Origin of the sequence: Salinirubrum litoreum (assembly GCF_020567425.1) — an archaeon.
In the GTDB taxonomy this organism is placed as follows: Archaea; Halobacteriota; Halobacteria; order Halobacteriales; family Haloferacaceae; genus Salinirubrum; species Salinirubrum litoreum.
On the sequence record NZ_JAJCVJ010000004.1, the window covers coordinates 126,519 to 150,301 of the forward strand.

At 68.7% G+C, this 23,783-nt stretch carries 23 protein-coding genes and 1 tRNA gene; 7 read left to right on the plus strand and 17 right to left on the minus strand.

Annotation, left to right across the window (positions count from 1 at the left end):
* The first annotated feature begins 59 nt into the window (after window positions 1-59).
* A complete protein-coding gene (locus LI337_RS19140) occupies window positions 60-518 on the plus strand; it encodes a DUF7992 family protein (protein ID WP_227231536.1) in 459 nt (152 codons plus the stop codon).
* Between the two features lie 60 nt (window positions 519-578).
* Here the strand turns inward: LI337_RS19140 and LI337_RS19145 are convergent, their stop codons facing one another.
* Both LI337_RS19145 and LI337_RS19150 read right to left on the minus strand, forming a co-directional pair.
* On the minus strand, window positions 579-1,115 hold the full coding sequence (locus LI337_RS19145) for a DUF8056 family protein (protein ID WP_227231537.1): 537 nt from the start codon (window positions 1,113-1,115) through the stop codon (window positions 579-581).
* A 78-nt stretch (window positions 1,116-1,193) separates the two neighbouring features.
* Window positions 1,194-1,739, minus strand: a complete 546-nt coding sequence (locus LI337_RS19150) for a J domain-containing protein (protein ID WP_227231538.1) — start codon at window positions 1,737-1,739, stop codon at window positions 1,194-1,196.
* 118 nt (window positions 1,740-1,857) lie between these two features.
* On the opposite strand from LI337_RS19150, the gene LI337_RS19155 reads away from it, so the two are divergent.
* The 4 genes from LI337_RS19155 (at window position 1,858) to LI337_RS19170 (ending at window position 5,534) form a co-directional block, all read left to right on the plus strand.
* A complete protein-coding gene (locus LI337_RS19155; protein ID WP_227231539.1) occupies window positions 1,858-2,076 on the plus strand; it encodes a hypothetical protein in 219 nt (72 codons plus the stop codon).
* Window positions 2,077-2,748: 672 nt separating this feature from the next.
* Window positions 2,749-4,719: an aconitate hydratase gene (locus LI337_RS19160; RefSeq protein WP_227231540.1), complete on the plus strand. Its 1,971-nt coding sequence runs from the start codon at window positions 2,749-2,751 to the stop codon at window positions 4,717-4,719.
* Between the two features lie 85 nt (window positions 4,720-4,804).
* Window positions 4,805-4,875 (plus strand) — tRNA-Gly (locus tag LI337_RS19165).
* Window positions 4,876-5,285: 410 nt separating this feature from the next.
* Window positions 5,286-5,534 carry a Sec-independent protein translocase subunit TatA/TatB gene (locus tag LI337_RS19170; RefSeq protein WP_227231541.1) on the plus strand — a complete coding sequence of 83 codons (249 nt, stop codon included), beginning with the start codon at window positions 5,286-5,288 and terminating at the stop codon, window positions 5,532-5,534.
* Window positions 5,535-5,582: 48 nt separating this feature from the next.
* On the opposite strand, the gene LI337_RS19175 is transcribed toward LI337_RS19170, so the two are convergent.
* Together LI337_RS19175 and LI337_RS19180 are read right to left on the minus strand one after the other, a co-directional pair.
* Window positions 5,583-6,878, minus strand: a complete 1,296-nt coding sequence (locus LI337_RS19175; RefSeq protein WP_227231542.1) for an MFS transporter — start codon at window positions 6,876-6,878, stop codon at window positions 5,583-5,585.
* A gap of 193 nt (window positions 6,879-7,071) precedes the next feature.
* On the minus strand, window positions 7,072-7,329 hold the full coding sequence (locus LI337_RS19180) for an MTH865 family protein (protein ID WP_227231543.1): 258 nt from the start codon (window positions 7,327-7,329) through the stop codon (window positions 7,072-7,074).
* A gap of 157 nt (window positions 7,330-7,486) precedes the next feature.
* Between LI337_RS19180 and LI337_RS19185 the strand changes: the two genes are divergently transcribed.
* Entirely contained in the window at window positions 7,487-8,566 is a 1,080-nt protein-coding gene (locus LI337_RS19185; protein ID WP_227231544.1) for a M42 family metallopeptidase, read from the plus strand.
* A gap of 240 nt (window positions 8,567-8,806) precedes the next feature.
* Here the strand turns inward: LI337_RS19185 and LI337_RS19190 are convergent, their stop codons facing one another.
* Both LI337_RS19190 and LI337_RS19195 read right to left on the minus strand, forming a co-directional pair.
* On the minus strand, window positions 8,807-9,475 hold the full coding sequence (locus tag LI337_RS19190) for a CPBP family glutamic-type intramembrane protease (RefSeq protein ID WP_345777779.1): 669 nt from the start codon (window positions 9,473-9,475) through the stop codon (window positions 8,807-8,809).
* A gap of 10 nt (window positions 9,476-9,485) precedes the next feature.
* The gene (locus LI337_RS19195) at window positions 9,486-9,776 is read right to left on the minus strand and encodes a DUF5789 family protein (protein WP_227231545.1); all 291 of its coding nucleotides are present in this window, start codon (window positions 9,774-9,776) and stop codon (window positions 9,486-9,488) included.
* 162 nt (window positions 9,777-9,938) lie between these two features.
* Here LI337_RS19195 and LI337_RS19200 point away from each other — a divergent pair, with 162 nt between their 5' ends.
* On the plus strand, window positions 9,939-10,823 hold the full coding sequence (locus LI337_RS19200; protein ID WP_227231546.1) for a cell division protein CdpA domain-containing protein: 885 nt from the start codon (window positions 9,939-9,941) through the stop codon (window positions 10,821-10,823).
* Between the two features lie 28 nt (window positions 10,824-10,851).
* Here the strand turns inward: LI337_RS19200 and LI337_RS19205 are convergent, their stop codons facing one another.
* The 11 genes from LI337_RS19205 to LI337_RS19255 form a co-directional block, all read right to left on the minus strand.
* Window positions 10,852-11,358 (minus strand): Mut7-C RNAse domain-containing protein, encoded by a 507-nt coding sequence (locus LI337_RS19205; protein WP_227231547.1) that lies wholly within the window; start codon window positions 11,356-11,358, stop codon window positions 10,852-10,854.
* Window positions 11,358-13,106 carry a DNA polymerase/3'-5' exonuclease PolX gene (polX, locus tag LI337_RS19210; protein ID WP_227231548.1) on the minus strand — a complete coding sequence of 583 codons (1,749 nt, stop codon included), beginning with the start codon at window positions 13,104-13,106 and terminating at the stop codon, window positions 11,358-11,360. The genes LI337_RS19205 and polX overlap by 1 nt, the downstream gene beginning before the upstream one ends.
* Complete coding sequence (locus LI337_RS19215; RefSeq protein ID WP_227231549.1) at window positions 13,103-13,546, minus strand: DUF5788 family protein; 444 nt, start codon at window positions 13,544-13,546, stop codon at window positions 13,103-13,105. Before LI337_RS19215 ends, polX begins: the two co-directional genes overlap by 4 nt.
* A 514-nt stretch (window positions 13,547-14,060) precedes the next feature.
* On the minus strand, window positions 14,061-15,245 hold the full coding sequence (locus LI337_RS19220) for a DHH family phosphoesterase (protein ID WP_227231550.1): 1,185 nt from the start codon (window positions 15,243-15,245) through the stop codon (window positions 14,061-14,063).
* A gap of 115 nt (window positions 15,246-15,360) precedes the next feature.
* Window positions 15,361-16,254 carry an SDR family oxidoreductase gene (locus tag LI337_RS19225; RefSeq protein WP_227231551.1) on the minus strand — a complete coding sequence of 298 codons (894 nt, stop codon included), beginning with the start codon at window positions 16,252-16,254 and terminating at the stop codon, window positions 15,361-15,363.
* Window positions 16,251-16,688, minus strand: coding sequence for a DUF5791 family protein (locus tag LI337_RS19230; RefSeq protein ID WP_227231552.1), 438 nt, complete (start codon window positions 16,686-16,688; stop codon window positions 16,251-16,253). The genes LI337_RS19225 and LI337_RS19230 overlap by 4 nt, the downstream gene beginning before the upstream one ends.
* Window positions 16,689-16,710: 22 nt before the next feature.
* On the minus strand, window positions 16,711-19,995 hold the full coding sequence (locus LI337_RS19235; RefSeq protein WP_227231553.1) for a DUF7286 family protein: 3,285 nt from the start codon (window positions 19,993-19,995) through the stop codon (window positions 16,711-16,713).
* The gene (locus LI337_RS19240; RefSeq protein WP_227231554.1) at window positions 19,992-20,990 is read right to left on the minus strand and encodes a DUF7284 family protein; all 999 of its coding nucleotides are present in this window, start codon (window positions 20,988-20,990) and stop codon (window positions 19,992-19,994) included. Before LI337_RS19240 ends, LI337_RS19235 begins: the two co-directional genes overlap by 4 nt.
* Window positions 20,987-21,433 (minus strand): DUF7285 family protein, encoded by a 447-nt coding sequence (locus tag LI337_RS19245; RefSeq protein WP_227231555.1) that lies wholly within the window; start codon window positions 21,431-21,433, stop codon window positions 20,987-20,989. Before LI337_RS19245 ends, LI337_RS19240 begins: the two co-directional genes overlap by 4 nt.
* The gene (locus LI337_RS19250) at window positions 21,411-21,881 is read right to left on the minus strand and encodes a DUF7283 family protein (RefSeq protein WP_227231556.1); all 471 of its coding nucleotides are present in this window, start codon (window positions 21,879-21,881) and stop codon (window positions 21,411-21,413) included. The genes LI337_RS19245 and LI337_RS19250 overlap by 23 nt, the downstream gene beginning before the upstream one ends.
* An 87-nt stretch (window positions 21,882-21,968) precedes the next feature.
* Entirely contained in the window at window positions 21,969-23,771 is a 1,803-nt protein-coding gene (locus tag LI337_RS19255) for a type II secretion system protein (RefSeq protein WP_264475176.1), read from the minus strand.
* Between the last annotated feature and the right edge of the window lie 12 nt (window positions 23,772-23,783).

The window sequence follows — 23,783 nt, forward strand, 5'->3', positions numbered from 1 at the left end:
GAACGTCGGTCCTCCCGGCGACGGACAGCTTTTTTCGCCCCGGCGTCGTCCAGTCAGGTATGTCCCTCGACGTACAACCGCCGGAGCCGCCGGAACTCGCCGAGATCGACCCGAACCAGTACGACGACGCCGAGGTCGTCGGCGAGACCGACTACCGGCGCGCAGAACTGTCGGAGTTTCTCGAGGCCGGCGCGTGGCGCGAGGCCTTCGACGAGTGGAAGGTCCACACCGACATCGGCGACCCCGAGTGGCGGGTGATCGAGGACCTCGACATGATCCAGCAGTTCGACTTCTTCTGGGACGACTTCGCCGACCGCGTCGGCTACCACGCGCCCGGACTGCCGGAAGACTGGCGCGAACGCGACCTCCACCCCAACCTGGTCTCGTGGGGGATGGTCTCCGGGATCAACGCCGCGATGACGGAACTCGGACAGGTCGTCTCCCGCGTCCTGAAAGAGGAGTACATCGACTGGGAGGCGGAGTACGACGCGCCGGACGACCTGCCGGACTTCGACTGACGATCGCAGAGTTTCTCCGCCGGACGAGTCGAGCGATCACGTGCGGCCGGACGAGCCGACTCACTTCCCGACCCGGTGAGCGAGATACACCAGAACGGCACCGACGGCCGGCGGCACCAGGCCCGCAGGTTGCGGGAGCGAGTAGAGATACCGAACGAGGGGTGCCCAGACACCCGAAACCGGCTGTTGCTGTGCCGGCGGGACGGTCGCCACGAGGCCGAGGTACAACAGGAGGAGGAAGGTGAATCCGGACAGCGCGAGCAGTCTGTCGTAGGTGACGCTCGCCCCGGCGGCGGCCTCCTCTTGGCGTTCGGCTACCCCCCGCCGGTGTCGCCGGGCGACGAGCAGCGTCGGTGCGACGACCGGCGCGACGACGAACAGACCGACGACGACGTAGAAGGCCCGGGAGAGCGTCAGACTCCCGCCGCCGATACCGGCGGTCTGGCCGATCAGGAAGACGATACCGAGTACGACGAACCCACCGATGAGGAGCGTCGCCAGCGCGCTGGCGAGGACCCAGCACTTGAACACCAGGGAGCGACTCGCCCGGAGCGCGTATGGGTACGCACCGACGATGCCGCGGTAGCCGTCTGCCATCGCACGTGCTAGGGAGTCACGGCGATTAAACACCGCGATGTTCGCGGCGGCGGAGACGACCGACGACCGGACTCGGACTCACTCGGTCAGCGTCTCGTAGGCGCGGTTGACCTCTTTGAACGCCTCCTCGCTGCCGGAGTCGGTGTCGGGATGGACCTGCTTCACCTTCTCGCGGTAGGCCGACCGCACCGCGTCGGTGTCCGCGCCGGGGTCGAGGTCGAGCGTCCGGTAGGCTTCTTCGGGTGTCGGTCCCTGCGTCGTCGAGGGCGCGTACCGACGCTGGCCGGCCTGTCCCGCCCCTGCCGCGCCGGCCGCCCCGAACCCGCGCCCCTCTCGGGCGTTGGCTCTCGCACGCGCCTGCCGCGCCTGCGCGGAGAACCCCCCACGAGCACCTTCGCCGGCACCGAGACCGCCGTCGCTGGCGCGGCGTGCGCCGCGTGCTCTCGCTCGGGTCCGTGCTTCCATCCGCCCGCTGGCGTGGTACCACATGAAGTACGCCGTCGCGCCGAAGGGAACCGCGACGATCAGCAGGAACAGCGAGTAGACGAACGACAGCACGACTAGCAGGACGGACAGTCCGGTGAACACCGCCGCCAGCCCGAGGATCAGTCTATCGCGGTCCACGCAGGAAGTAGGAACCGGACGACCGTAAGCGTCCCGCCCGAGGGTGAGAGCGACGCAGTTCGTCGCGGGTGGAGTCGTCCCGCCCAACGCTCAAGGGTTGTGGCGTGGTAGCACGACCATGAGCATCACCGGTGTCTGTCAGATCTGTGAGTCGGCGGAGGCGCGCCACTCCTGTCAGCAGTGCGGCCGGGCCGTGTGTGAGGACCACTACGACCGCGAGATGGCCGTGTGTGAGGTCTGTGCGACCGAACTCCGGCGCGGCGGTGGGAGCGAGTCCGGTGGCGGGCCGAAGGGTCGCGGCGGACACGACGTGGACGACGACGATATCCTGCGGTGACGTGTCTCGAACTGCGGTGTGGAGGTTGGAGTCGAGTGAGTCGTAGCGGTCGTAGTCGAGTGAGTCGTAGCGGTCGTAACCGAATGAGTCGCTGACGACGAGCAGTGAAAGCCCCCGGCGTCTCGACGGTCCGCGACTTCGTGCGCGCTTCCTTCACGAGGGCGCGTCGCTTCGCTCCGCGCCCTCGTTCAGTCCGGTGCTTAGTGCGTCGAGGACCAGTCGAGACGCCGGCCCCTTTCAGTCCCACCCGAGTTTGCGTCCCATCGTGCCACTACTGGTGGTTGACCGGTAGTCGCCGACAGTCCCCGGCTGGCGTGTTGTCCCGGTGATCGCTAGTCGGCGTGTCGTCTGTCGGGTCGGGAACCCAGTTTCGCGTAGTAGCCCCACCCCTCCCCGACTGCTGACGACGCGACCTGCGGGCAGGTCACTCGCTGTCGCTCGGACACTGCCCGATTCCGGTCGCCAGCAGAACGCGTCCAGTGGGGGTCCCGGCTGTCGTCGACAGTGCGAGGGGGTAGGCTGTGTCTCTCGACCTCCCAGCGAGGTCACAGAACAGTCGGCCGAGTCGTGGTGTATCGGTCACGTCCGTCGGTTTCGGCTGGACATCACAGCGGCTCGAAGAATACGGGGAGACCAATACCCTCATTAACGTACAACGTGAACCGGCGAACGATGTCAGGAACTCTCACCGAAAAGGTTCTGGAGGACCACCTCGTCGAGGGTGAACTCGAACCCGGCGAGGAGATCGGGATCGAGATCGATCAGGTCCTCACACAGGACACCACGGGGACGATGGTGTGGCTCCAGTTCGAGGCGATGGAGATGGACGAAGTCCAGACGGAGATCGCCGCCCAGTACTGTGACCACCAGACGTACCAGTTCGACTTCAAGAACACCGACGACCACCGCTTCCTGCGATCTGCGGCCGGCACCTACGGCGCGTATTTCTCGCGGCCCGGCAACGGGATCTGTCACAACGTCCACAAGGAGAACTTCGCCGCACCCGGCAAGACGCTCCTCGGATCGGACTCCCACACGCCGACGCCGGGCGGACTCGGCCAACTCGCGATCGGCGCGGGCGGGATCGACATCGCAGTCGCCATGGGTGGCGGCGCGTACTACGTCGAGATGCCCGAGGTCGTCAACGTCCGCCTGGAGGGCGAACTGCCCGAGTGGGCCACCGCGAAGGACGTCATCCTCGAGATGCTCCGCCGTCTGTCCGTGAAGGGCGGCGTCGGCAAGATCTTCGAGTACACCGGCCCGGGCGTCGAGACGCTCTCGGTGCCGGAGCGGACGACGATCACGAACATGGGGACGGAACTCGGTGCGACCTCCTCCATCTTCCCGACCGACGAGCGCACCGAGGAGTACCTCGCGAAGCAGGGTCGTGAAGACGAGTACGTCGAACTCGCGCCCGACGCGGACGCAGAGTACGCAGACGAGATCACCATCGACCTCTCGGAGATCGAACCGCTCGTCGCCTGCCCGTCGATGCCGGACAACGTCGTGCCGGTCCGCGAAGTGGCTGGCGAGAAGGTCGATCAGGTCATCCTCGGCTCCTGTACGAACGGTGGCTACGAGGACATCCTCCCGGCCGCGAAGATGCTCGAAGGCCGCGAAGTGAACAAGAAGACGGACCTCATCGTCGCCCCCGGTTCGAAGCAGGCCAGCGAGATGCTCGCCCGCGACGGCTGGACGGCCGAGATGATGGCCGCCGGCGTCAACTTCTCCGAGGCGACCTGTGGTGCCTGTATCGGTAACGGCCACGTGCCGGCCTCCGACTCCGTGTCGGTCCGGACGTTCAACCGCAACTTCGAGGGCCGCTCCGGCATCGAGGACGACGCTGTGTACCTGTCCTCGCCGGAGGTCGCGGCCGCGGCCGCCCTGAAGGGCGAACTCGTCGACCCGCGTGACCTCGCAGAGGAACTCGGCGACATGGAGGCACCCGGCTTCGAACTGCCCGACGTGTACGACGGCTCGAAGGCGGACCTCATCACGCCGGACGAGGCAGTCGACGACGAACTCGTCAAGGGGCCGAACATCGGCGACGTGCCCCTGAAGGGTGCGCTCGACGACGAGGTCGGCGGCGAGACACTGCTGAAGATGCGGGACAACATCACGACCGACCACATCATCCCGGCGACGTCGGACATCCTGATGTACCGGTCGAACGTCCCGAAGCTCTCCGAGTACACGCTCTCGCGTGTCGACGAGACGTTCCCCGAGCGCGCGCTGGAGGCCGACGGCGGCGTCCTCGTGGCCGGCGAGAACTACGGCCAGGGCTCCTCGCGTGAGCACGCCGCGATGTGTCCGATGTACCTCGGCATCGAGGCCGTCTTCGCGCAGTCGTTCGCCCGCATCCACAAGGCGAACCTGTTCAACTTCGGCATCGTCCCGCTGACGATCGACCAGGAGACCTACGACAAGATCGAGCAGGGCGACGACATCCACATCGTCGACGACATCGGCGAGGGCGTCCGCAACGGCGAGGAGGAGTTCACCATCAGCGTGAACGGCGAGTGGGAAGCGACCGCCCACCTCGACGCCTCCCAGCGCGAGCGCGACATCCTCGCGGCCGGTGGGAAGCTCTCGTGGACGAAAGAGCAGTCGCTCGGCGACGGCGCGGCCCCGGCCGACGACTGAGGCTGTAGTCGACGCACTGCGACACTTTTTCGCGCCCGGTCGAAAGGGTAAGGCCCTTATCTACCGACCGAGAAGCATCGACCGCGCGTCGGTGGTCTAGTGGTATGACCTGAGCCTTCCAAGCTCATGACCCGGGTTCGAGTCCCGGCCGACGCAGTTTCTGTCGAGCGAAGCGAGACGACACTCGCTAGCCGTGGCTCGAACTACGCGAGACGGGTCTCGCGATCGAGTTCGAGTCCCGGCCGACGCAGTTTCTGTCGATCACTTCTCGGAGCAGTACCACTGGTGACTCCGGCAACCCTGTCGGCCGGTCACAAGACTTTTTATCGTGCTACTGTTTAGCACACATCGAAGCCTCGGTACGTGAGGCTTCCGACGGGAACCACCGTCGCACGCGACTGGACCCCAGCATCGGCGGACGAGCGCCTCGCTTGGGTCGTGGCCACGACCACTCGGCGGGTCGGTGCTCCCCGACGACGCCGACCCGTGTTCCGCGTTTTGTGACGTATGAGCGTCTGTAGCAGTGGATAAGTTGATATTGCCAGCGCGCGTTACTCCCTCCGAATATGATACTTCTTCCCCTCTTTCCCGGCATCCCCGGCGGCATCGAACTGCTCGTCATCCTGCTGGTCGTCGTCCTGCTGTTCGGCGCGAACAAACTCCCGAAGCTCGCTCGGGCCTCCGGACAGGCGATGGGCGAGTTCCGGCGCGGCCGCGAAGAGATCGAAGCCGAACTGAAGGCTGGCGTCGACGACTCGACCTCTAGCGAGGCCGACCCCCTGCTCGAAGACGAGGCCGCCACGACCGCACGCTGATCGCCCACTTACGACCGACTTTTCATCGCTGTTCACAACGCCGATTACTCAGTCCCCGAGCGTCGGCTCTGCGGTCGGCGTCGCTCGCGCGGACCGGTAGCTGACGACGAAGACGCCCGTGGCGACGACGATGAACCCCGCCGCCGTCAGGAACGCGACCTCCGTCGAGATGTAGTCTTTCACGACGCCGACGAAGACCGGCCCGACGACCTGTCCGATCTTCCACGAGATGGACCGGAGCGACATACTGCTAGCCACCGAGTCGAACTGCTCGCCCTCCTCGACGAACAGCGCCATACTCGCCGGGAGTCGGATGCTGTCGGCGATCCCCAGCACGCCGTACGCCGCGAAGAGAGTGAAGAACGCGCCGCCGAGTTCGACGCTTCTGCCGACCGCCGACAGTGTGACTGGCGCGATCGCACCCTCGGCGTACAGCGCCAGCGGGATCAGCGCGGTGCCGAGACCGTAGACGAGTGCGCCGACCGCGACGAAGGACGGTTTCCTGCCGACTCGGTCCGTCAGATCGCCCATGTACCCCTGGACGATGGACTTCGTGAGCTTCCCGCCCGCGAGAATCCAGCCGATGGCGAACGCCGAGATGCCGAACTCGGTTCTGGCGTAGATGGGCAGGAAGATGATGACCGCCATCTTGCCGACCGAGAACGCGAGGCGGAAGAAGACGAGCGACCGGATCAACGGGCGGTCGAACAGGGCTTCGAGCGTCTCCCGGCCACTCGCTTCCTCGGGGTCCGTCTTCCCACCGGGATTGTCGCGCAAGTAGAGCAGGACGAGGACGAACGCACCGACCGTCACCGCAGAGAGGACGGCGTAGGCGATCCACATGTCGTAGGCGTACAGCAGGTAGCCGCCGACGAGGTCGCCCGCGAGACTGGAGAACGCGCCGACCTGGTTGTACGAGCCGAGCCAGCGACCCGAGGCGTCCTCGGGACTGATCTCGCCGACGACGGTCGAGCCGGTGATCCAGAGCATACTCGCGCCGACGCCCTGCACGACCCGGACCAGGATCACGTCCACCGCGTTCGAGACGAGCGCGAACCCGACGAAGACGACGACGTTGATCGCGAGGCCGACGAGCAGGAAGTACTTCGCGTTGCCCGTGTCGACCTTCCGGCCCAGCGGGAGGACGATCAGCAGTTGGACGATCGCGAAGGCGGTCCCGAACAGCCCCTCGATAGTGCCGGTCGTGCCGAACCGCTCGGCGTACAGCGCCAGCGCGATGAGAATCGTCGAGTAGGCCTGTGCCCGAGCGAAGGCAGAGCCTGCCAGCGCGGCGAACTCGCGGTCGCGGGCCAGCAGGCCGAGTGCGTTTCCGGAGCCGGACACTGTTTCGGTTCGAAACACTCGGTCCACCGGGTTAAAGTTCGCTCTTCCGGACGCGTTCGGTACGTCAGGACACCCCACGAGGCGTGCTCACGGCTGTCGGTACTGCTCGGTCGGTGTCGAAACAAGTGGTGCGAGTGGTGGCTCGGTCGTCCGGCGGCGCGGTCGCCCTGTCTCGGGTGACGTTCTCGCCGACTCAGAGCATCCCTTCTTCTTTCAGGCCCGCGATGACGTCGTCGACGAGGTCCTGGGCCGAGTCGTAGGGGAAGTCTTGGTGCCCGCCGAGTTTCGCGGCCATCTCCATCGCGGTGAAGCTCACGTCGCCCGCCTCGAACTTCGTGCCCGGCCCGTTCGGCAGGGCGGGGACGAGGTCCATCTGGTTGCTCACGGGGTAGTCTGCGCCTTCGAACGCTTCGAGAAGCTGGTCGCGGAGTTCGGCTTCGGCGTCTGCCATGCTATAGTATCCACACATCGTGCGCAAAAACGTTCCGGAACAACCGAGAACGTGTGGAAGGTTGTTCGACGACGGTCGCCGGCGACCGCGACACGACCTGCCCACGAAACCGCCCGCGAACGCCGGGCTTTTGCCACCGGCCACGCCAGGTCCTGGCATGGAGACTGACGACACTCCGGCCGGCTCCGACCTCGACTTCGACTTCGACCTCCTCCGGGAGTTGACCGAGACCGGCGGCGTCCCGGGCTACGAGGACCGGATCCGAGAGATCGTGCGCCGGGAACTCGCCGGGACCACCGATCGCGTCCGCTCGGACGCGATGGGCAACGTCGTCGGCACCATCGAGGGGTCGAGCGACTACGAGGTCGCCGTCCCGGCACACATGGACGAGATCGGGTTCATGGTCCGGCACGTCGACTCGGAGGGCTTTCTGGAACTGGACCCACTCGGCGGCTGGGACCCGCGCGTTCTGAAGGCCCAGCGCGTCACGATCCACACCGAAGACGGGCAGGTGCCGGGCGTGATCGGCTCCGTGCCGCCACACACGTTAGACGAGACCGACGTGGAGTCGACGCCCGCAGTCGAGGACGTCTACGTCGATCTCGGACTTCCGAAGGAGAAGGTCCGCGAGCGCGTCTCGGTCGGCGACCTGGTGACGATGGCACAGACGACCCGGCGACTCGGCGAGCACGTCACCGGGAAGGCACTGGACGACCGGGTGTGTCTGTTCGCCATGCTCGAAGCGGCTCGCCGGATCGAGGACCCGGAGGTGACGATCCACTTCACCGCGACCGTACAGGAGGAGGTCGGCCTGCGCGGGGCGCGAGCCCTCGGAGTGGACATCGCGCCGGATCTCGCAATCGCGCTGGACGTGACGGTCGCGAACGACCTGCCGGAGTTCGACGAAGGCGAGTACGTCACGCGACTCGGGCAGGGCACGGCGATCAAACTGAAGGACTCGAGCGTCATCACGAACCCGAAGGTCCACCGCCGGCTGACGTCGGTCGCCGAGGCCCACGGCATCAGGACGCAGACCGAGGTGCTCCCGGCCGGCGGCACCGACACCGCCGGCTTCCAGACCGGCGGGGGTGCGACCGCGGTCGGTGCCATCTCGATCCCGACGCGGTACCTCCACACGGTGACCGAGAGCGTCCACGCGGACGACGTGTCGGCGACCATCGACCTGTTGACGGCGTTCTTGGAGACCGAGACCGGTGACCACGACTACACGCTCTGAAGCGCGTGTTTCCGTGGCTTCCTCTGTCGTGTTGGAAGCCGGCGGTCGCAGTCGTGGAAGCTGTCGCGGTCGGAGTGGTGGTCGCTGTCGCGGTCGGAGTGGCGGATTCGGTCGTGGTTACGATGCGGTATCGTTCCAGTCGTCTCGACCTTCGAGCCACATCTCGAAACACGGTCGAGTCGATCACTGACCTCCCGCGTCACCCCGACCCCGATTCACCGTGACTCGATCGCGACCGCTCTACAGTGGGATCGGGAGCCACGACAGCCACTCGACCACGGTCGCCGGCGGGAGCAGTGGCTCGTGTAAGACCAGCCAGTCCAAGAGACACAGTCCCAGGCCGTGTGCCACGATAGACGGCAACAGCGACCGGCTCTTGTAATCTACCGCGCCGAACAACACGTCTGTCGGCCCCGAGAGCAGCAACTCGATCGGCGGCTTCCCGACGTGGTGCAGGGCGTAGACGACCGGGCTGATGAACACGCTCTTGAAGCCGATGTCGCGCACGCCGACACAGAGCAGGCCCCGGTAGTACGTCTCCGCCGCGATCACGACCACCAGCTGCTGGGCCGCGTGCGGGAGAAACGCCGACAGCGCGGTACTGGTCTGCCACATCGGGTAGTACGCCCGGATGGAGGGGAGCGACGACCCCACGAGGTAGAAGGGGACGACGAACGCCGCGAGCAGGAGGGTGTTCCGCAGGGCGGTGCGGTCCACGCGCCAACCCAGGTCCCGGCCGTGGGTGATCGCCAACAGCGCGGGGGCGAACACGAACAACACCGCGTCCCGCACGGCCCGCGCCGTGAGGTCGCCGTTCGGGACGTGCCAGTAGCTCAGCACGATCGTCAAGAGTAAGCCTACGAGGAGAGACCGCTGGACCCACGTCAGCCCCCGGAGGCGGTCGAACACGGCCGACGCGTCAGTCCGCAGTCTCGACCGGCCCGGTGCCGACGACGCTCGTCACGTCGTCCAGAAACTCCTGCCGGGAGTCGAAGTACGTCGTCTCCACGTCGTCCAGGACGTCCGCGAGTGTCTGCGGTCCGGCGGGTGTCCGGATGGTGCTCTCGCCCTCCAACTCGCGGATTCGGCTGGCCTCCTTCGGCCACGTGAGCCGCGAGGCGACCCGCGCCAGCGGGGCCCCCTCGACGGACTCGCCCGTCCCGAGTTCGACCGCGGGCGCTTCCTCTTCCGCGTCGTCGTCGTCAGCCATACTCCGGCGTTTGCCACCGGCGGGCGTAAACCCTTCGGACCCCGGCGCGAGTCGCCCGACCACGGGTCGTCCCGGCCGTCGCCGGGCCACGCAGGCGTCATAGCCACTGCGTCTTGCGACCGTCTGACGTAGGGTTTTGTGGGAGGCTTCCGTACCCCCGGTATGACCAGTCTCTCGGAGGCGTACGGTGGCAACGTCGGCTCGGCGACGAGCCTCCGGCGGCTGTATCTCGGTGGGGCGCTGTTCGGACTCGGGACGCTGCTCGTCCTCGTCGGCATCGTCGTGACCACGACCGACCTCCTGATCGAGGGACTCACCGCCGCCAGGCGGATCGGCGGTATCCTCGCGGGTGTCGGTGTCCCGGCGGCGTTCCTCGGCGTCCTGACGGTCCTACCGGCCAGTCGCCGGACGCGCGCGGCGGCGGTCATCGGCGCGACGATCGCGGTGCTCGGCGTCGCCCTGTTCGCCCACGCGTACCCCTGTCAGTGGTCCGGGTCGAACTGCGGCACGGCGAACCTCACACTCCCGACCGTCGGGCTGTACTTCCTCGGCACCGTGACGACCATCTGGTGTCTGTTCGTCGGCATCGCCACGTTCAAGCGTCGGAACGACCCCGGCGGCACGGCCCGCCTCGAAGTAGTCCGGCAGGGCGAGACGGTCGTGGTGGAGCGAGAAGACTCCGGCTTCGGCGGCTTCGGCGGTGTCGGGCTGTTCGGCCAGGAACCGGACGGCGAGGTCGAGACGCAGACCGGGTCGCCGGCGAGCGACGGCGGGTCGACGACGCAGGACCTCTCGTCGCCGCTTGACCAGTCCGGCGACACGCACGACCGGATGGCACCGACGACAGACGACGCCGAGGTGATGCGGAGCGGGGCGGCAGGAGACGCCGCCGAGCGCCCGGACGTGACCGATCGCTACTGCGGGAACTGCGACCACTTCCAGTACGTCCGCACCGACGACGGCATCCAGCCGTACTGCGGCGCACACGACGAACTGATGGACGACATGGAGGCCTGCCGCGACTGGCAGGCGCGCGGCGGGAACTGATCGACACGGCGCGCTGTTTTCCGACTACTCACAGCCCGGAGAGCGTCTCGCTCACTCGCGTCCAGTGACTGCCCTTCCAGAAACACTGTCCGCAGTCCCGACAGCGCCAGACGCGCATCGGGTCGCCGTCCTGCGTCGTGTCGGGCGCGTACGCCGGTCGCTCGTCGTGGTCCGCGAGTTCTGCGACCGGGCCGTTACAGCGACCACAGCGCGCCGGTTCCGAATCCAGTTCGAGCGTGAACCCGGCCTCGCGGAGTTCCCGGAGTTGGTCGGTCACGTCCCGCGTCTGCAACAGGACGCTCCCGGCGGCGGTGTCCCGGTCGGCCCGGCGCGCCAACTGGTGATCGCGGGTCAGCAATCGCCGATTCTCCTCGCTTGCCAGTGCGAGCAGTCGGTCGTCGGCTTCCGCGTCCCGGTCCAGCGCGTAGGCCGCGTCGTAGCCGCACATCCGGAGGTAGCTGGCGAGTTTGCCGAGCATCACGTCCAGCAGGAGTCGGCTGTCGGTGGGAGACGAACGGGGTGCCTCGTCGGCCATCAGTGGAGGAAGTCGCGCAGTCCGTCGATGTCGCGTGTGTTCACCACGTCTGCCTCGGTCGCCCAGCCACGCCGTGCGGTGTGGATCCCGTACCGGGCGTGGTCCAGTTCGCCCGGCGAGTGGGCGTCGGTGTTGATGGCGATCAGCGCGCCGGCCTGCACCGCGAACTTCGTCGCCTCGCCCGACAGGTCGAGGCGATACGGACTGGCGTTGATCTCCAGTGCCGTGTCGTTGGCGGCGGCCGCCTCCGCGATACGCTCGTAATCCAGCGGCAGCCCGGGTCGCCGATTCAGCAGGCGACCGGTCGGGTGCCCGAGGACGTCGACCGAGGGGTGTTCGATGGCGGTGACGATCCGCTCGGTCGCGGTCTCGCGGTCCTGGTCCAGCGCGGCGTGGGGCGAGGCGACGACCACGTCCAGTTCGGCGAGGAGGTCGTCGTCGGTCGAGAGACCGCCTGCTTTGTCGATGTTCGTCTCCACGCCGTGGAGGACCGGGATGTCGGCGTCGGCCGCGACGGCTTCGACTTCTGCCATCTGCTCGCGCAGGCGGTCGTCGTCCAGGCCGACGCCGCCGACCATCCCCGGGCCAGTGGCGTGATCCGAGACGACGTGGTACTCGTAGCCGCGCTCTGCGGCGGCGGCGACCATCTCCGCGATGGTGTTGTTCCCGTCCGACCAGTCGGTGTGGGTGTGCAGGTCGCCGCGCAGGGCGCCTTCCTCGATGGGGTCGGGGAGGGTTCCGTCCATCGCGGCTTCGATCTCACCGGTGTCTTCGCGCATCTCCGGCGGGAAAACAGGGAAATCGAGTGCCCCGTAGATCTCTTCCTCCGTCCGGCCGCCGAGTCGCTCGCCGACGCGCTGGCCGTCGTCCGGATTCTCCACCTCGGACACGTCGAAGATGCCGTACTCGTTGATCTTCAGCCCCCGATCGATGGCGACGTTCCGGAGGTGGACGTTGTGTTCCTTGCTCCCGGTGAAGTACTGGAGGGCGGAACCGAACTCCTCGGGGACGACGACCCGGAGGTCCACCCGCACGCCGCCGGCCCGAACCGACGCCTTGCTCGTGCCGGCCTCGATCACCGAGTCGGCCTCCGGCCAGTCGGTGAACGCCTCGACGACCGACTCGCCGTCGTCGCTTGCGACCAGCACGTCCACGTCGCCGATTGTCTCTCGCCAACGTCTGATCGACCCCGCGACCTCGGCGCGGTTCGCTGGTTCCACGTCGGCGAAGTACGCGAGCACGCTGTCCGCGAGGGGCCGGGCCTCGCCGAGCAGTTCGCGCTCCTGTGTCTGGCGGGCGAAGGGGATGGCGTCGAGGATGTTCTGCTCGGTCTTCGCGCCGAAGCCTTTCACCGACTGGATCTCGCCGGCTTCGGCGGCGGCTTCGAGTTCGTCGAGTGTCGTGATCCCGAGTGCTTCGTACAGCGCGCCGACGGTCTTCGGGCCGACACCCTCGACCGACGTGAGCGCGCCCATCTCGACGGGCATCTCGTCGCGGAGTTCCTCCAGTTCCTCGATCGACCCGGTCGTCAGATACTCGACGATCTTCGACGAGATGGCGTCGCCGACCTTGTCGATCTCCTCGACCGCCTCCTGTCCCTCCTCCGCGAGTTCCTCGATCGGCCGGTGGTAGCCCCGGACGTTCTCGGCGGCGTCGCGGTAGGCGCGCGGCTTGTAGTTCACGTCCTGGGCTTCCAGCAGGTCGGCGAACTCCTCCAGCAGGTCGGCGATCTCGTCGTTCCGGCTCACCGGCCACCCCGCTTCGAGACGCCGCCGTCGTCGCGACCGAGCGCCTGCTTCAGGAACGACATCCAGCGCTTCCGGTCGGCGGCGGCCTGTCGTTCGGCCTCCTGTTCCAGATCGACCGGCCGGAGCTGTTCGAGGGCGTTCAGCGCCCGGTCGATCCCGACGATGGACTCCACGAGTGTCTCACCCTCCTCGTAGCTCACCTCGTCGTTCTCGATCCGCTGGAGGCGCTGGAGACGCTCCCGGCGGAGGTTCTTCTTCGCCTGGTCCACCCGGTCACGCTCGCCGGCGGGGATGGTGTCCCGGCGTTTGATCTCGAAGACGAACGACCGGAGGTCGATCTCCTCCCCTTGCACCTCGATGGTCTCGGGGATGGACGCGCCCACGGTCGCTCCCTCCCGGTTGACGCGTTCGAGGAGCTGTTTTCGCTCGAACTCTTGCACGCGAGACGGTTGGGGTGGCCCGTACTTCGCTCCTTCGCTGGAGTACGTGGGTGGCTCGGGGTACTGTGTCGGGAGAGTCGAAGTCGTGACTTCGGGTGCGTCTGTTGTAGCTGTGGATTGCCGTCGAATCGGTCGCAGACGTGGATGCTGTCGAACTGCTCGTAGACGACGAGTGGTGAACGCCCTCGGCGTCTCTCGAACCACGCTCCTCGGTCAGGCGGGCCGGCAAGCCGGCTCGCCTGCCTTCCGGTGCTGACGGGCGAGCCACGCCTCGCCCGAAGCGGCCCCACGCCGCCGAGGTGTCGCGCCAGCCCGTTCGACTGGTCCTGTGACGTGAACTGTGGTGGAAACTCGGAAGCCGCGGTGTCGTCGCGGTCTGCAGTGCGATCAGGCTTGAAATTGTCGTCGCGGCTCACCGTCTTCGATGTACGACCGACGAGCTAGACGATCACAGTACTCCGGCGATCCACGAACACCCACAGAGCCGACCCGAGAACACCGTTCGACCCACCGCTCACACGTCGCCGGACATCGTATCGAACAGACGGTCGATCAGCGCCGACCGGGAGACGCGCCGGGCGCTCGCGTTGCCGGAGGGGACGTCCACCTCGTCACGCTCCGGAATCTGGCCGCCGCCCATCCGGGCGTGGCCGCCGGCACTGGCGTTGGGGATGTCCGAGACCGCCGCCTCCAGCGCCCGGCCCATGTGGACCCGGTCGTCCCGCGACCGACCGGAGAGGTAGACGATGCCGTCGCGTTCCCCGCAGACGACGACCGCCGTCACGCCCTCCAGTTGCATCAACTCGTCTGCGGCCTGTGGCACCGCGTCGACGTTCGAGATACCGCCTACGTCCGAGACCGCGAACGACCCCTGCACCTTCCGTCCGGCGATGGCGCGGGCCTTCACCTCCAGCACCTCGGCGGAGACCTGCGGGTTGGCGATCCGGTCCAGCAGGTCCTCGTCGACGCCGGGGTAGAGGTAGCCCGCCGCCGCGAAGTCAGCGTCGTCACAGCCCGCGGTCAGGTGCTTGGTGTCCGCGAGAATTCCGTACAGCAACCCCGTGGCGACCTCGGAGGGGATGGTGTAGCGCGCGCCGATCTCGCTGGCGTGCTGGTCCGGCGGCACCGGCTTCGCGCCGATGTTCCGGAAGTACTCCGCGACGATGCTGGCGGTCGCGCCGTAGTCGGTCCGAACGTCGGTGAACGCCTCGCCGTTGCCCTCACCCGGATGGTGGTCGACGACCGCCAACGGGAGGACACTCTCCGCGCCGGCGAACCCACGCGGACTGTTGTGGTCCACGAGTACGACGTCTTCCGCAGAGAGTTCCGAGACGTGATCGATACGATCCAACTCTAAGTCGAGAACGGTCCGAAAGGCGCGGTTTTCCTGATGTCTGATCTGTCCGGAGAACTGGAGGGTCGTGTCGACGTCCAACTGTTCGGCGAGTGTCGCCACCCCGATCGCGGCCGCCATCGCGTCCGGGTCCGGGTTCGGATGCATCAACACCGACAACTCCTCCCGGTCGGCCAGCACCGACTTGAACAGCACGCCCATCGGCCGCCGATACCGGAAGACGGCGTACGTGGCCGCGACGGCGACGACCAACCCGACGACTACTGCCGCCACCAACTCCGGGTTCGCGCGGACGAACTCCGCCGCGCGCCCGACGACTTCGTTCCCGACGGCCCCTACCCGCATGGTCCGAACCTCAAAGCCGACCGGTAAGAACCTTCCCCAACGTTTCGACGTGCGAGAAAGGACACGATTCTCCGCCGGTGCGGCCAGCCCGACTCCCGCCGAATCGGCCGAGTTCCTACGACTCGGGGCTGTACGCCCGGATCGCGTCACGGTACCCCTCGCGGAAGGTCGGGTACCGGAACTCGTAGCCCAGCCCGCGCAGTCGCTCGTTCGAGCACCGTTTGCTCGTCAGGATCCGGCGTTCGGCGGCCTCCGAGAGCTCACCCGCCGCCAGTCGCTCCTGTTTCGACCGCTTCTCGGGCCGGTCCACGCCACACTCGTCGGCCAGCCAGTCGGCGAACTCGTGTTTCGAGACGGGTTCGTCGTCCACGACGACGACCACGTCGTCCCGGAGTAGGTCTTCTCTGAGGAGGTACGCGACCGCACCGGCCGCGTCGTCCCGGTGGACCATGTTGAGGTAACCAGCCGTCACCGGTCCCTGCAGATATCGCGAGAGTCGGTACCGATCCGGCCCGTACAGTCCCGCGAACCGGGCGACAGTCCCGTCGATGCCGTACTCGGCCGACACCTCACGGGCCACACGCTCGGCCTCGGCGAGCACCTCCGTCTTCTCGGTCGTCGGCTCGATGGGCGTCTCCTCGTCGACCCAGTCGCCGCCGTGATCGCCGTACACACCGGTCGAGGAGGTGTAGATCAGTCGGTCGGGGCGTTCGTCTCGGGAGCCGAACTGCCGGATGGCGGTCCGCAGTCCCTGGACGTACACCGACCGTGCCGCCTCGGCACCGCGCCCGCCGGAACTCGCGGCGAACACCACCCAGTCGGCGTCCGGCACGTCTGCCAGCGACTCGGCGTCGGTCACGTCTGCCTCGACGGCCTCCAGGCCGGCGGACTCGACTGCCGCGAGTCCCGACTCTGAGCGCCGGACGCCGACGACCTCGTGGCCCGCGGCCGACAACTGGCGGCCGAGTTCCAGTCCGACGTAGCCACAGCCGAGAACCGCGACCCTCATCGCTGGCTGGCGGCGACGAACCGGTGGATCGCCGCCAGTTCGTCGAGGGTCATCTCGGTGCGACCCTCCAGCGCCTGCTGGACCTCCTGTCCCGTCAGGTCCGCGTCGATCTCGGCCGAGATCGTGTCGACGTCCAGCACGCCGGTCGTCATCCCCATCAGCAGGTGGTCGCGCAGTTCCAGCACGACCACCTCGGCGTCGGGCACCTCGTCCGAGAGACCCAGAATCGCGGCCGCTTCGGTGACGGTCAACGCGACCGACTCGGCCGACTCGCCAGCAGCGAGTGCCTCGACCGTCTCGCGCGACAGGTCCGTCTCGGCGACGACTCGATCCACACCGACCGTCTCGACGACCGACCGGAGGAGCGCGTCGTACTCGGCGCGCAACTCGGCCGGCGAGAGTTCGCCGGGTTCGGCGACGACATCGTGGAGCATAGTCGTGCTGGGGGGCGGTCGGCTAAAACAGTTGTTCACCGCGCCCGCCCAGCGCGCTCTCCGCGAGTCCTCGGCCGTCGAACCGACTCCTGCTCGCGTTCCCCTCGGCGAGACAGTTCTGCGCACGACAACCCGGCGTCGGCCACCCCGGCGAGCGCTCGTCGGCGTTCCCGTCCACGTCGCCGACACCGTTCCCGTTCGGCGGGACCGCGATCACGACCGCCGTGCGCTGTTCGAAGTCGACCGGATCGTTCCAGCCGAGTCGTTCTCTCGTCCCATCCTCGTCGGTGTCGAACCGCACGGCCTCGCCGTCTCGGCTGTACGCGACCGCCGCGTCCGGGTCCGTCGGCCCGCCGGTCCGCGCCCGGACCGTGAACCGGGCGTACTGCCCGCGCACTCTCACGTCCCAGACGTTGATCGTCGCGTACCAGTAGCCCGGCACCGGTGCCACCGGAAGCCCGGCCGGGACCGACCCGAGCACGTCGTCGGTCCACCGTTCTCTCGCCAACTCGGTCGCGTTCGAGACGCCGCGCTTCATCCCTTCTTTCACCAGTTCGCGGGCGACCTGTTCGGCGTACCGGTCGATCGGTTTCACGTCACCGACCGGGACGGCGACAGCCCGCTGAAACTCGGGGGCGGAGAGTGCGACCTCGAGGCGGCTCTCGACGGCCTGCGAACTCGGCGCATCCGGTCCCTCCGTCGCACCCGCGTCGACCGCTGCCGCCGCGACAGCCGTCGCCAGTGATCCGTCACCGAGTGCGACCGCCCGCTCGCCGGTCGTGTTCCAGCGCGCGACGCCACGACTCACCGCTCGACGACGCGCCGACGCCGAGAGGTCGGTTTCTTGCCCCAGTACCTCTCGTGCCCGCGTTTCGGCCTGCGAGATTCGCTCCGAGAGCGTCCGTCGGAGGCTGTTCCGGTGGACGCGAAACTCCGGATCGTCGGCGTGTCGCAGCGTCCCGTTCGCCTGCTGGAGTCGCTTGCCGGCGGTCCCGACCGACACGTGACCCTGTTTCCCGGCGACCGACGAGATGACACCGTCTGCGATCTCGCCCGAGGGGACGGTGAACACGTTGGTCGTCCGGGCCGCCATCGGTTCGTAGGTGTGTCCCGGTGCGACCTCGGGAACGTGCTCCCGCGTCACGCCGACGACGGTCAGCACGGCCGGCGATCCGTCCGGTACGACGGTCACGGGCGTGCCGGGACCCTCGGCCAACTGCTGTCGCTCGGGCGTCGTCCGCGTTCGACTCGACCGCAGGAACTCGCCGAGACTGTCGCGTGCGGGTGCGCCGGTGTTCGCCAACGCCTCGCCCACCTTCCCGTTCGTCGTCTCGGTGCGCTCGGCGCGTGCTTCCAGTCGCGCGACCACGCGGTCGAGATACGCCGCCCGCGCGGCCACCAGTGCGACGTCGGCGATCCCGTCGTACCGGCGCGGCGGCACGGACAACAGGTCCGTCCGCCGGTCGCGAATCCGCTCTGCCAGTCGGGCCGGTGGGTTCGCCCTCGCGGTGGCGACCTTCCCACGGCGCACCGTCACCGACACGTTCGCCACGCGGTTCCGGAGGCGGACGAGGTCGGCTCGCACCCACCGAGCGAGTTCGGGCGGTCGGTCACCCGCGACGCGGGTCTGTCGGCTGTCGAGTTCGCCGGTCACGACGCGCTCTGCCACCCGGTCCGGGCCGCCCTGCGAATCGACGAGTGCGTCACTGGCGGCCGCCGGGACGCCTCGCAGGTTCGGGCCGTCCAGCGCGCCGCCGGTCTCGTGGATCGGGTTGACTCGCTGGTCGGGTACCTCCGCTGGGAGGTGGTCACCGACGACCGCGACACCGACGGCGGTGCGGTCGGTCCACGAGGCGCGTGTCGTCTGCGTCTCGTTGCCGCGCCGCCACTCGCGGGTGACGTGGTGGCGTTCGACGACGACGCGGTCGAAGGTGCCGAGTCGGTGGGACCCGTCCGGGACCGTCGGGTCGGGGGCCCGTGCAGTCTGCCGGACCGACGTGGATCGCTCGGTATCGCTCCCGACGAGGTCCCAGTCGGAACCGGGTGCGTCGGGTGCCGGTTCGTCCCCGTCTTCGATCTCGCGTGTCGCGGTCACGAGACGGACTCTCGGCTCGTAGGCGTCTGCGAGGACGGTGTCGAGCGACCGGTTCTCCGCGTCGGTCGTCGTTGCGACCGTGTCGCGCTGTTCGTTCGACTCGGTCGTCAGGCCGACCAGCGCGACGTCGGCCGTCCGGTTCACCCCGACCGAGATGCTGTCGGTCGCGCGTGGCGTACCCGCCGCTCGGTCGTACCCCGGCAGGCTCTTGCCGCCGTCGTGTATCTTCCGACGTTCTTTCAGCGCGAGTCTGGCCGACGGGACCTTGCTCCCGCCCGTCAGCACTGCGAGGTCTTCGTGTCCTGCGTGGAGGGCGAGTCGCGTCGTTCCGGCCTTCGCGTCCGGATCGGCCCGCCCGAAGACGGCGCGCTGTTCCCGGACGATGCCGCCGTTCGTCGCCACCTCGACGTGGTGGTTCCCGAGGACGTTCTGGATCGGGAGGCCGCCGTACTGTGCGTAGCCTCGTGCCCACGTGATGACGTACAGTTCTGCGGTGAGTCGCCGGCCGAGTCCCGACCCCTCGAGTGCACCGGTGTTCAGTCGTTCCTCGAATCGTTCGGTCCGCTCGTGGAGCGCGAGGGCCGGCGTCTCGACCGTCAGCGTGATCGTCTCGTCCTCCTCGCCCACGATCGGACCGCTAGTGTCGGTCTGCTCGGGGCGGTCGGTAGACTCGTCTGCCCCGATACCGGCACCGGAAGTCGAACTGCCGCGACTCTGCTCGCGGGCCGTGATCGACACGTTCTCGACCGTGACGCGCAGTGCGGTCCCGTTCTGGACACCGGCGATCTGAACGCGGCCTTTCGCCCGCCGGAGCGCGCTGGCGTTCGGTGTCGGCGGGAGCGACGGACTCGCGACCACGTCCCCTGAGCGACTCTCGACTGCGGTGAATCGGTCGCGGACCGCGTGGTAGATGCGGAGTCGGAGCGCGTCGCGGAAGGCGGTCGAGTCGTTCAGCACCCGACCGGCAGGCGTGTCCGCCGGGTCGAGGACCGGATTTCGGGCGGCGTCACGCGCGGCGGCGTCGGTGGCCTCTCGCACCGCCCCGCCGGCAGACGCCTCGGCGCGCTCCATCGCGGTCTGGACGTCCTCGTCCGGCGCGGCCGGTGTCTGCTGTGTCGACAGGGTGACCGCGAAGGTCGTACTGCCGAGCAAGAGCAGGACGCCGACGAGCGCGAAGGGGACGCGCCCCCGGCGGTCGTCTGCGAGTCTCACGACGCCCCCCACGTCCGGACCGTGATCCGGACCCGTCCGACTGTGATCTCCGGGCCGTCCACTCCCGGAGACGACGCCGACTGCCGGAACGACTGCGAGAGACTGTCCGCGAGACCAGCCGTGAGCAGTCGAGTGGCACGAGTCACGTTCGTCTCTGCCGGGTCCTCGGCGATGCTCCCGTCGAGGTCGACCCCGAACAGGTGTGCCAGTCGGAGGTAGCGGTGCCGGGTCAGCGCGGACACCGGGTAGTCGCCGTGGAGTGCGAAGCGCGTCTCGCTCGGTGGGAGGAGACCGGTGACGACCGCCCCGGCGACACGGCGGGCGAGTCGCTCGCGCTCCTCGCCCGCCGCCGGATCGGGAGCGCGCGTCTCGTCGGTGGCCTGCTCGGCCGGGCGTGCGCCGTCTGCAGTCGTCCAAGCCGAGTCGTGACCGCCGGCGAAGCCAGTCGGTGCGCGAACCACGGCGGCGTGGACCGATCGGTCGGCCGGTGGGTCGGGACCGACGACGACCCGTCCGTCGACCGGTCCCTCGGCTGTCGGTCGCCAGACGGCGACGACCTGCGTGTTCGCCCCGACCGCTTCGAGGGTGCGGGCGCGCACGCCGCGTCGGAAGTCGTCGCCGGTGTGATCAAGTCGACTGCCCTCCACGCGGATACCAGCGAGAGTCGCGTCCACCAGCAGACCGGCGAGTGTTCCCCGACTCGTGCGCTCGAACTGGGGTCCGTCGGTGTGCGGGAAGGCCACTCGCGTTCCGTTCGCTCGGCGTGCTCCGGGGGCGAGCGTGTAGTTCACCGACGCGGTCGCGGTGGTCAGCGTCGTCGCCAGTGCGTCGGCGCGGTCGGGGTCGTCGGCGTCGGCGACACCGCCCACGACCGCATCTCCGCCGGCGCCCGCCTCCGGAGCGACACCCCCCGCGTCCGGCACCGTCACCAGCGTCACGGCTCCCGCACTGACGAGCAGGAGACAGACCGCCGCGTCGAGGACGGTGCTCGTCACGACCAGATCACCACGCGGAGTCGACCGGGGTCGACTCGGCCGGGGACGATTCGGACGCCCGTGGGCCGGCTCGCCGTGTCGGTCGTCGACTGCGGTGGTGTCTCCCCGACCGACCATCGGCGGTCGTCTGCCGTCAGCGAGAGGTTCAGGTCGTACCCCTCCGGACCGACAGCCCTCGCGGCGTCGAGTCGCTCCGGCACCGCCACCCCGCCGGTCGAAACGCGGTCGTGAACGCGATCCAGCGTCGGCTCGGCGAGGTTCCGACTCGTCTCGGGTGTCACCGAGGAGAGGACGCCGCCGTAGAGTGCGAGTCCCACACAGACCGCGAAGACCGCCGCGAGCGCGGCGAGTGGCTCGACCTGCCCGCGGGTGTCCTCGGTGCCGAAATCGACATCGCAGTCGGCGTCGCCGACAGCCCCGTCACACACCGACGAGCGTGACATCCTGCCCCTCCCACGAGACGCGGCGAACGATCAGCGAGCGATCGACTGCTGTCCACGTCGGCTCTCGGGTCCGGGCGTCGATCACGGCCTGTTGGAACGCCCGTCGGTCCTCGAAGGCCACGTCGACCGGCGTCCCGTGCAGGACGCGCTCCAGTCGGGAGTCGCGGGCGACGGGCGTCACCGGGCCGAAGGCGAACTCGGCGTGACTCGTCCCGGCGTCGTTCCGCAGCGCGAGGCGGTGTGGGCCGACGCGCACCGCCGAGACCGACAGCGGGTGTTCGGCGGTCGTCTCGTACTCGTCGGCCGCCACAGAATCGACCGTGTCGGCGACACCGGCTGCGTCCGGCGGCGGGGTGGTGGGAAGCGAACTCGCACTGCCGAACACTGCGAGGCTGGCGACCGCCAGCCCGAGCCAGACGTACCACGCATCGACGGGGGCGTCGAACATGGACCGGAGTGGTCTCGGTCTCCGATTTAAACCTCAGCGTACTGGTCCGGTCGAACTCGCCGCGACCCGGTCCGCACTCGTCACCACTCACACCAACAGTCCGGCACCCAGGACGCTCGCCAGAAACGTCGCGGTCGCCGACAGCAGCGCGATGCCGACACGGTAGCCGACGAGTGCCCGATCCAATCCGTGTTCGAGTCCGACCGACAGCGCCGTGAGGACGACGGTCAACAGGAGGGTGTAGACACCGACTGCGACGCCGAGGTCGGCGGTCGCCAGCGTGCCGGCGGCCGTGCCAGCACCACCGGCACTCGCACCCGCACCGGTCAACGCGGTCGTCGTCGACCTCCCGGCACCGGCCATCCCGTCTGCGAGTGCCACCGTCGCGCCGGCCACGAGTGGCCCGAACAGCGCGGCGGTGCTGGCGAGTGTCCCCGTCACCTGCCGGAGTTCCTGTCGCGCGTCGGTCTCGACGCGCCTGAGGTCGCCGAGGTGATCCGCCAACGCGACGACCGCCTCGCCGGCCGGACGACCCTCGCTGGCCGCCAGCGCGAGCAGTTCGGCGGTCCCCCGGGCGCGTTGACTCGGTACGTCTCGGAGCGCGCCGAGGTCGCCGACGAACGCCTGCCGGACACCGAGATCGAGCACTCGACTCCGGCGGCTGGCGTCGGCGACGACCTCACCCGTCTCGTCCGAGAGTTCAGAACCGACACGGGTGAGCGCGGTCTCGACGGACTCGCCTTCGAGCACGCGCCGACCGACGAGGTACAGCGCGTCGTCCAGCCCCGACTCGACGGCCCGCGCGTGGTCCCGAACCTGTTTGATCGGCCGGAACCGGACGAGACAGCCCGCGCCGATCCCGGCCCCGAGGACCGCCACCGGGACCGCCCACTCGGCGACGACCACGCCGGTGACGCCCCCCGCGAGCACTCCTCCACCGACCACCGCGACCAGCGTGCGCCGGGCGTCGGTCGGGACGTCCGGGTGGTCTCGACCGACTCGCGGCGGCGGGAACGCGACCGGCCGACGCGTCAGGAGCCACGCGGACACGGCGAGCAAGCCGACTGGGAGCACCACGTCGTACAACAGGACGAGGTGGACGAGACCGACGCCGACCCCGGCGACACGGGCCGCCGGGAGCACGCCGAGTAGCGCGAGGGGGAGCAGGACCCCGAAGGCGTACAGCCCGGTCGCCGGGCCGCGAATCTCGCCCGCGAACGCGGTCAGTCGGTCGTGGGTCCCGTCGAGGACGGCCGACAGCGCCCGGTCGAGTGTTCGGGCGCGTTCACCCGGCGGCGCGTCTCCGGCGGCGTCCACCAGTGCGGTCGCACGCCGGACCGCCGGGAGCCAGTCGCGCCACTCCTCGGCGAAGCCGGCGAACCCGGAGCGGGGCGTCCCGCGTGCCCGCCGAGCGTGCGCCGCGAGGCTGTCGGCCAGCGGGCCGGTCCCGGTTCGACCGGCGAACACCGCCGAGCGTTCCGGACTCGGTTCGATCCGCATCCGGAGGACCGCACGTCCGAACAACCCCGTGACACGGCCGAGTGCGCGTGTCCGACGGACACGGGCCAGCCAGACTGGGAGTCGGTGGACCGTGTGCGCGGTGCCGAGTGCGACGGCCGGCACCGCCGGGAGTGCCGCGAGTCGGAGTGCGGGCACGAGAAGCGAGCAGAACAGCGCGACCGGGAAGCCGAGCAGCCCCGCGAGCAGACCGGCACCGAAGCCGGCCCGGACGACCGTCTCGGCGTCGAGTGAGGGGACCCCGTGTGGCGTGACGCTCACGCCGAGAAAGGAGAGCGCACGGCGGAGGTCCCCACTCGGTGCCGGGAGCGTGTCCGGCGGGACGAGCGAAGCCGGACAACAGGCCGACAGCGCGACCGCGAGGCGGACCAGCCGGGTGGTTCG

Coding starts and splice junctions, on each gene's coding strand:
- LI337_RS19140 (WP_227231536.1), top strand. CDS start 60: ATGTCCCTCGACGTACAACCGCCGGAGCCGCCGGAACTCGCCGAGATC.
- LI337_RS19145 (WP_227231537.1), bottom strand. CDS start 1,115: ATGGCAGACGGCTACCGCGGCATCGTCGGTGCGTACCCATACGCGCTC.
- LI337_RS19155 (WP_227231539.1), top strand. CDS start 1,858: ATGAGCATCACCGGTGTCTGTCAGATCTGTGAGTCGGCGGAGGCGCGC.
- LI337_RS19160 (WP_227231540.1), top strand. CDS start 2,749: ATGTCAGGAACTCTCACCGAAAAGGTTCTGGAGGACCACCTCGTCGAG.
- LI337_RS19170 (WP_227231541.1), top strand. CDS start 5,286: ATGATACTTCTTCCCCTCTTTCCCGGCATCCCCGGCGGCATCGAACTG.
- LI337_RS19180 (WP_227231543.1), bottom strand. CDS start 7,329: ATGGCAGACGCCGAAGCCGAACTCCGCGACCAGCTTCTCGAAGCGTTC.
- LI337_RS19185 (WP_227231544.1), top strand. CDS start 7,487: ATGGAGACTGACGACACTCCGGCCGGCTCCGACCTCGACTTCGACTTC.
- LI337_RS19195 (WP_227231545.1), bottom strand. CDS start 9,776: ATGGCTGACGACGACGACGCGGAAGAGGAAGCGCCCGCGGTCGAACTC.
- LI337_RS19200 (WP_227231546.1), top strand. CDS start 9,939: ATGACCAGTCTCTCGGAGGCGTACGGTGGCAACGTCGGCTCGGCGACG.
- LI337_RS19205 (WP_227231547.1), bottom strand. CDS start 11,358: ATGGCCGACGAGGCACCCCGTTCGTCTCCCACCGACAGCCGACTCCTG.
- LI337_RS19220 (WP_227231550.1), bottom strand. CDS start 15,245: ATGCGGGTAGGGGCCGTCGGGAACGAAGTCGTCGGGCGCGCGGCGGAG.
- LI337_RS19225 (WP_227231551.1), bottom strand. CDS start 16,254: ATGAGGGTCGCGGTTCTCGGCTGTGGCTACGTCGGACTGGAACTCGGC.
- LI337_RS19230 (WP_227231552.1), bottom strand. CDS start 16,688: ATGCTCCACGATGTCGTCGCCGAACCCGGCGAACTCTCGCCGGCCGAG.
- LI337_RS19245 (WP_227231555.1), bottom strand. CDS start 21,433: ATGTCACGCTCGTCGGTGTGTGACGGGGCTGTCGGCGACGCCGACTGC.
- LI337_RS19250 (WP_227231556.1), bottom strand. CDS start 21,881: ATGTTCGACGCCCCCGTCGATGCGTGGTACGTCTGGCTCGGGCTGGCG.